The organism is Oscillibacter sp. UBA6647, from assembly GCA_002455655.1.
Lineage (GTDB): Bacteria > Bacillota > Clostridia > Oscillospirales > Oscillospiraceae > Oscillibacter.
The window spans coordinates 1-6,665 of sequence record DKLF01000065.1 but is presented as its reverse complement, the minus strand read 5'-3'; the positions used below and the strand labels follow the sequence as shown (position 1 = coordinate 6,665).

8 protein-coding genes are annotated in these 6,665 nt (G+C 58.2%); all 8 read right to left on the bottom strand.

Annotated elements, in window-relative coordinates; all coding sequences use genetic code 11:
* A partial coding sequence (locus tag B2W96_RS04935; protein WP_293009123.1) for a pseudouridine synthase occupies positions 1 to 704 on the bottom strand: 704 nt, incomplete at its 3' end.
* 130 nt (positions 705 to 834) lie between these two features.
* Positions 835 to 1,947, bottom strand: a complete 1,113-nt coding sequence (locus tag B2W96_RS04930) for a D-alanyl-D-alanine carboxypeptidase family protein (protein ID WP_293009121.1) — start codon at positions 1,945 to 1,947, stop codon at positions 835 to 837.
* Positions 1,948 to 1,989: 42 nt separating this feature from the next.
* Positions 1,990 to 2,388, bottom strand: coding sequence for a GerW family sporulation protein (ytfJ, locus tag B2W96_RS04925; protein WP_293009119.1), 399 nt, complete (start codon positions 2,386 to 2,388; stop codon positions 1,990 to 1,992).
* 13 nt (positions 2,389 to 2,401) lie between these two features.
* Entirely contained in the window at positions 2,402 to 3,076 is a 675-nt protein-coding gene (locus tag B2W96_RS04920) for a hypothetical protein (protein WP_293009117.1), read from the bottom strand.
* A 39-nt stretch (positions 3,077 to 3,115) separates the two neighbouring features.
* On the bottom strand, positions 3,116 to 3,730 hold the full coding sequence (scpB, locus tag B2W96_RS04915; protein ID WP_293009125.1) for an SMC-Scp complex subunit ScpB: 615 nt from the start codon (positions 3,728 to 3,730) through the stop codon (positions 3,116 to 3,118).
* Between the two features lie 19 nt (positions 3,731 to 3,749).
* Positions 3,750 to 4,535, bottom strand: coding sequence for a segregation and condensation protein A (locus B2W96_RS04910; protein ID WP_293009115.1), 786 nt, complete (start codon positions 4,533 to 4,535; stop codon positions 3,750 to 3,752).
* 12 nt (positions 4,536 to 4,547) lie between these two features.
* Complete coding sequence (locus tag B2W96_RS04905) at positions 4,548 to 5,204, bottom strand: site-2 protease family protein (RefSeq protein WP_293009113.1); 657 nt, start codon at positions 5,202 to 5,204, stop codon at positions 4,548 to 4,550.
* A gap of 146 nt (positions 5,205 to 5,350) precedes the next feature.
* On the bottom strand, positions 5,351 to 6,640 hold the full coding sequence (locus tag B2W96_RS04900; RefSeq protein ID WP_293009111.1) for a serine dehydratase subunit alpha family protein: 1,290 nt from the start codon (positions 6,638 to 6,640) through the stop codon (positions 5,351 to 5,353).
* Positions 6,641 to 6,665 lie beyond the last annotated feature (25 nt).

Sequence of the window (6,665 nt, the reverse complement as noted above, 5' to 3'; positions counted from 1 at the left end):
TGCGCTTGCAGCGCAGACAGCTCTTCCACAGTTAAATACCGCCACTTCCCCTCCGGCAGCGCGCCCAGCTCCAAAGCGTGCTCCCGCACCCGCCGCAGCCGGAGGACCGTCAGCCCGCATTGGGCGCACATACGCCGAATCTGGCGGTTTTTTCCTTCGTGAATGACCACACTTAGCCGCGCCCGGTCCCCGTTTTTGAAAAGCACCGCCACCGTGGCCGGAGAAATACGCTCCCCTTCAAGCTCCGTAACAGCCCCAAGAGCCGCGTCCGCCCCAGCCCGGAAACCGGAAACCTCCACCTCATAGGTTTTATCAATCTGAAAGCTGGGGTGAATCATCCGCTGCATCAGCGCCCCATCGTTGGTCAGCAGCAGAAGACCCTCAGAATCCATATCCAGCCGCCCCACAGGGAACACCCGCGTCCCCACATCCTTCACCAGCTCCGCCACCGTGGGACGACCCTTCTCGTCGGAAAGAGTGGTCACATAGCCCCGGGGTTTGTTCAGCAATATGTAGGTTTTGTGTTCTTTCCGCCCAAGCGGAGCGCCGTCCACACACACGTCGTCCCGGTCCGGGTCGGCCCGGTCGCCCAAATAAGCGGTCTGGCCATTCACCGTCACCCGCCCGCCGGTAATCCATTCCTCCGCCGCCCGGCGGGAGCACAGCCCCGCGGCGGACAGCAGCTTTTGCAGACGTTCCTCCATGTCCGCCGCTCCCTTCTGTGTGTCAAAATTGGAAAGGCCGCGCTTGCCGCGCGGCCCCAGACCGTCGGGATGGGTTTCCCGCGCCAAACGGTCTGAATATTTCGAAACTCCGCGCCGCCTGACGGCGCACTCAGCACTTCTTCAGCAATTCACCCATGCGGCGCAGCAGGCTTGAAGGAGGCTGGATGGCGGACAGCGCATCGCCGCCGCATAGCAGATCCACCCGCCCCATCTCCTTGCCGCTCAAGGTAAACACAGCATGTCCGACTTTCGTTCCCGCCGTCACCGGAGCTTTTACACTCTCCGGAAGTTCAAAGCGAACCTCTAGCTTCTCTCCCTGCGCCAGAGGCCAGGAAAAGCTCTCCGCCGCCACCACAGGGATTGCGGTGCCCACTCCCCCCGTCACCGCCAGCGTCCCCACCGTTTCGCCGATGGTCATGGCCCGGTGAGCAGGATATTGAGAAAAACCATAGTCATACAGCGCGGCGTGGTCCGCCCAGTCGTTCCCATCCTGCAGCGTCACCGCCACCAAGCGCTGTCCGTTTCGCCGCGCGCAGGATACCAGCGTACGGCCAGCGGCCTTGGTATAACCGGTTTTCAATCCGATACAGCCGTCCACATAGGAGAGCAGCTTGTTATGGTTGGTCAGCGTCCGCCCGCCCACGGTGACGCTGCGGGTGGAGACGATGCGGGCAAATGATTCGTTGTTCATGGCGGCACAGGCCAGCACCGCCATGTCTCTGGCGGTGGAATAGTGCTTTTCGTCGTCCAGCCCGTTGGGATTTGCAAAGGAAGTGCCGCTCATACCCAATTCCTTCGCCTTTTGGTTCATTAGCTTCACGAATTTGTCAGTGCTGCCGGCCACACCCTGCGCCACGGCCACCGCCGCGTCATTTCCGGAGGAGAGCATCAGCCCGTACAACAGGGTTTCCAGCGTCAGCTTCTCCCCCGCCTTCAGGTACATGGAGGAGCCCTCCGTATTGGCGGCCTCCGCCGTAACCTTCACGGCGCCGCGCAGCTCCCCGTTTTCCAGCGCCACCAGCGCCGTCATAATTTTCGTCGTGCTGGCAATCAGCATTCTTTTATTTTCGTTTTGGGCATACAGCACCCTGCCTGAATCCACGTCCATTAAAATGGCAGACGTAGCAGAAGTGCTGACAGCCGCAACCTTGCAAGGGAAAATACTATACAGACATAAAAGGGCGCAAAGCAGCGCCTTGAAGCGTTTGAAGCGAGTTTTCATCCACGATCACCTTTCCACTGAGGTGACCTTAGTATACCCCCGTCAGAACTCCTCTTTTTCCTTCTTTTTGTCGAAATATTTTTCCACTTTGTCCAGAATATCCGGAGCCATATCCACCAGCCGATCCACGGTGGACACCGGCGGCAGGGAAACCGGCAGAACGCGGGTGGTTCCGTCCTTAATTACAAGAAACGCCACGGGGACAATTTTTACGCCCGCGCCGCTGCCGCCGCCAAAATTTTGGGGCTGGGTCGCGCCATAGTCTCCTCCGCCGCTGCCAAAGCCGAAGCTGACCTTGGAGATGGGGATGAGGGTCACGCCGTCGGGCGTGTTAATCGGCTGGCCCACGATGGTATTGGTGTCCACCATTTCGCGAATTTTTTCCATAGTGGAGCGCATCAGGTCGTTCAGCGGGTGCTTCTTTTCAACAGTATTATCCATAGCAATTTCCTTTCTATGCGGCAGATTTCGGCACTTCTGTCTCGGCCGCTTTTTCCTGCCGCGGTTTGTCGTTTTTATGAGCCCGATAAAATTTTATAAACCAGCGCGCGCTTGGAATCAGCGCGCCAAACCCCATGGACAACAGCGTTCCAACGCGGATGGAAACACCCACATGCCCCCGGATGTAAACATGCTCTAAGTCGTAATCCACGCCCACATGCAAGGACGGCTTGGGAATATCGATCAGTTCTTCCAGCAGCGGCATCACCGTCCACATGGCTGCGCAGACGCGGCCATAGTTTTCCGCCGCCGCCGCGGGGTCCTCCTGCCCCGGAAGTGTTGCTGACAGTGACAAAGGGTGGATGCGGATGCCTCGTCCAATCCGCAGCAAAATTTTTCTCATTGGCCCCCGAAAGATATGATATGCGGATTTTAAGTCCTCCACCGTGGGTATAGGAATTTTCTTCACGGCTTTTGTCAGGTCTTTCGGCTTTTTTTTCTTTTTTTCTTTTTTGGGCTTGGCAATTATTTTTGCCCCGCCCTTGGCGGGCACAACCCGAAAGCGCAGGAAGCCAACGGCCACGTCCGCCGAGACGATCTCGGCAATGTCCACCCGGATGCCCAGCCGCACCCTGCACAGCAGGAGAAATAAAATCGCCAGACCAACCAGAATCTTCAGTAAGAGCAAGGTTCCCCCTCCTTCCGCGGCATTCCCGGGCGGCAAGGCTTATTCGCCTTGTTTCGCCCCGTCGTTCTCCTCGGTCTCCCGCAGTTCGCCCTCCGGGTCCAAAATCTCACCGTTATCTCCCAGGCGCATCTGTCCGGCGCCGCCAAAATCCGGAAGTTCCGGCAAATCCTCCAGCGAGTGGAGATGAAACGAGCGGAGAAAATTTTTCGTGGTCCGGTACAGCCGGGGCCGCCCCGGTACCTGAAGCCGCCCGCAATCCTCAATCAGCTTTCGGTCCAGCAGCAGTCCCACAGTATAGGCGCTGTCCACACCCCGAATCTGGTCCACATATGCCCGGGTCACGGGCTGATAATAGGCGATGACCGTCAGCACCTCCAGCGCGGGCTGGCTGAGCTTGGCGGGCTTTCGGATTTCAAAGGCCCTGCGGATTACCTCCGCATAGTCCGGCGCCGAGCATAGCTGCCACGTATCCTCCACATGGAGCAGCCGTACGCCCCGGCGGTCATAGGCATAGTGATCCATCAGGTTTTGCAGCACCCGCTCCGCCGTGGGGCGGTCCGCCTCCAGCGCGATGCAGATGCGGTCGATATGCACCGGGTCGCCGGAGGCAAACAAAATACCCTCCACGGCGGACTCGATTTCCTTCATGTCCAAATTTTCCATGCCGCTTTCCTTACAGTGTCAGATTTTCGGGCAGCTCCTGCTCCTGCTTCACGGTGCAGTCCGTCTCGGATCCGGCCAGCCGAATGATGCTGGCGCGGCACAGCTCCAGCACCGCCAAAAACGTGGCTACCACCTCGCTGCGGGTCCGGTTTCCCCGGAACAACAGCAAAAATCGGGTAATCCCCTCACTTTTAAGCCGCTGGATAATCTCCCTTGCCTTGCTCTCCACGGGATATGGCTCATGGCGTACGATGTCGGCAAAGGCCGCTCTGGGGGGCGGGAGCGTCCGCTCCGAACGCTCCCGAATGTCCGCCATGGCCAGAATCAGATCCACCGGGTCCTGATCGTATTCAAAAATCTTTCCCCGTTCCACCGGTTCCGGCTGGCGGAGAACAATGCTACGGCCAAACTCCCCCATGGGCTCCAGCCGCTTGGCCGCCGCCTTCACAACACCGTAGCTTTCACTCCGGCGGCGCTCTTCCAACGACTTGATCAGCGCGTCCATTTCACCCCGAGCCTCCTCATCCTCAATGGACAGAAGCATCCGCGTCTTGAGATAGATGAGATGGGAGGCCATGGAGATAAATTCGCTGGCCACCTCCAAATCCATCTGCTTGCGGGCCTCCAGCCAGGAAAGGTACTGGCCGCAAATCAGGGAGATGGCAATGTCCTGAATCTCCAGCTTGTTTTTACCAAGCAAAAATAAAATTAAGTCCAGCGGCCCCTCAAAGTCCTGCATTTCTTCCTGCGCTTTGGCCCGGACCACTTTTTCCAGCTTGAATACGGGACTGTCCAACAATCGTTCACCTCAATAAATCAGGTTCACCATAGCGGTGTACACGCCGTAGATACCTCGGCCAATCAGTCCTCCACCCACATTTGCAAAAGAGAGCAGCAACAAAAGCAGCATTCCGTACCGCTCGTAGCGCATCAGCGTGAAATAAGCCTGATCGGGCAACAGTGCGCCCAAGACCTTTGACCCGTCCAGCGGCGGAATGGGGATCAGGTTAAACAGCCCCAGCCCGATGGAGAGAATGGCGGTGGAATGCAGAAAATTGAAAATGCCGTCCCACGCCGGCGTATACTCCGCGTACATGTAAATCCCACGGCTGGCAAAAAGCAGCGCCAGCGCCAATGCTAAATTGGAGAGCGGCCCCGCCAGCGCCGTCAGCGCCATTCCCCGCTTCGGGTCCTTGAAATAGCGCGGGTCCACCGGAACGGGCTTCGCCCAGCCAAAGCCCACGGTAAACATCATGGCAAGTCCAAACCAGTCGATGTGCCGCAGGGGATTTAAAGACAGCCGGTGCAGTTCCTTTGCGGTTTTGTCCCCTAGGGACAGGGCGGCCAGACCGTGGCACGTCTCGTGCACCGTCAGACACAGAAGGACGGATGCTACCCGCAGCACCGCATCCAGCATGGAGGCAAGGTCAAGCTGCGCAAGCAGCGCCTGAATATAATGCAGCAAAGTAATCTCCTTGTGTTAAACGCATTTTAAAGTCAATGCCCACATTATAGCAGTTTTTTCCTTTCATGACAAGGAGAATCCTTGGAAAAGCGTGCAAAGGAACGGGCGGGGAAAGCATAGCCTTCCCCGCCCATCCGTATCCGACGTTATCTTCCCTTTTGCAGCAGCATATCCAGCACAAGGTCGTCCATTTTGGGCGAACCGTCGTTGCCAAGCTTCACAAAGTTGGCGATGGTCACCTCCGGGTCCTTCTCCACAATGCCGTCGGTGTGCTTCACGGTTTCGTCCCGCAGAGCCATTGCCGCGCAGTGGAAAGAGGTAAACACGCAGGTGGAGATTTTCAGCGCGCAGTCAGCCTTTGCCCCGTCGCACAGCATCCCCGTCACGTCTCCCAGCATATTGTTGACAGCGTAGCCGACCTGTTGTAAACCACCTCCCAGTAAGTACACCAGTCCACAGGCAGCGCCCGTGGCGGCGATGGTGGCACCGCAAAGGCCGGAGAGAAGACCGAAGTCCGCGTGAATGTGGATGGATATGAGATGGCTCAGCGTCACGGCTCGGAACATCCGCTCGTCGTCAATCTTCAGGGACTTCGCCGCAGAGACAATGGGCATCGTTGCGGTAATACCCTGATTCCCGGAGCCGGAATTTGTGACCACCGGCGCGTTGGCCCCCGCCATGCGGGCGTCCGCCGCGCTGGAGGTGACGGCCACCGCTTCCAGCATCACATCACTGCCCATCAGGCCGGATTCCTGACTTTTGCGGATGTGCCGCCCCACGTTCAGGCCGAAGTTGCCCTCCGCGCCCACCTTTGCAATTTCACTGTTGATTTTGATGGCCTGCTCAATCATGTGCAGGTCGTCTTTTTCCCGGTCCAGCGTTTCCACGAATTCATAAATCGTCTGAATGCTCAAGGTATCCTTAATGACCTGCGGCGTGATGGGATCGGCGGCAGCTTCCTGTGCAGCCGTCTCCAGCGCTTTGTGGTCCGCCTCCACCAATGTCACATTGGTGTGGGCTCCCCGGATAATCGCGCGGGACTGATGCGCGTCGTTGGTCAGCTCCACCTCTACATAGAGCTTATCCGGTTCCTTCGTCCGGCCCATCTCCACCTGGCCGCTTTGCACCAGCTCCAAGGCCCTGGCCACATCCTCCGGCGAAGCGCCGTCCACCACCTGTAATCGGCGCTCCACTCGTCCGCACACAGCGCCAAGTGCCGCCGCGTAGTTCATGCCGGTGCACTCCGTTCCCGGTATGCCGGCAGCCATTGCGTTCTTGATGATGTTGACGCTGGCCAGCACCTTTACGTGGGTTGGCTCCCCCACCAAGTGCTCCCGTGCGACAGCAGCGGTCAAGGCAATCGCCGCCGGCTCCGTACACCCGGTGGCCAGCATCATTTCGTGGTTCAGTATCTGACAGATCAAAGTACGATTCATGACAATCCTCCTACAATATAAATTA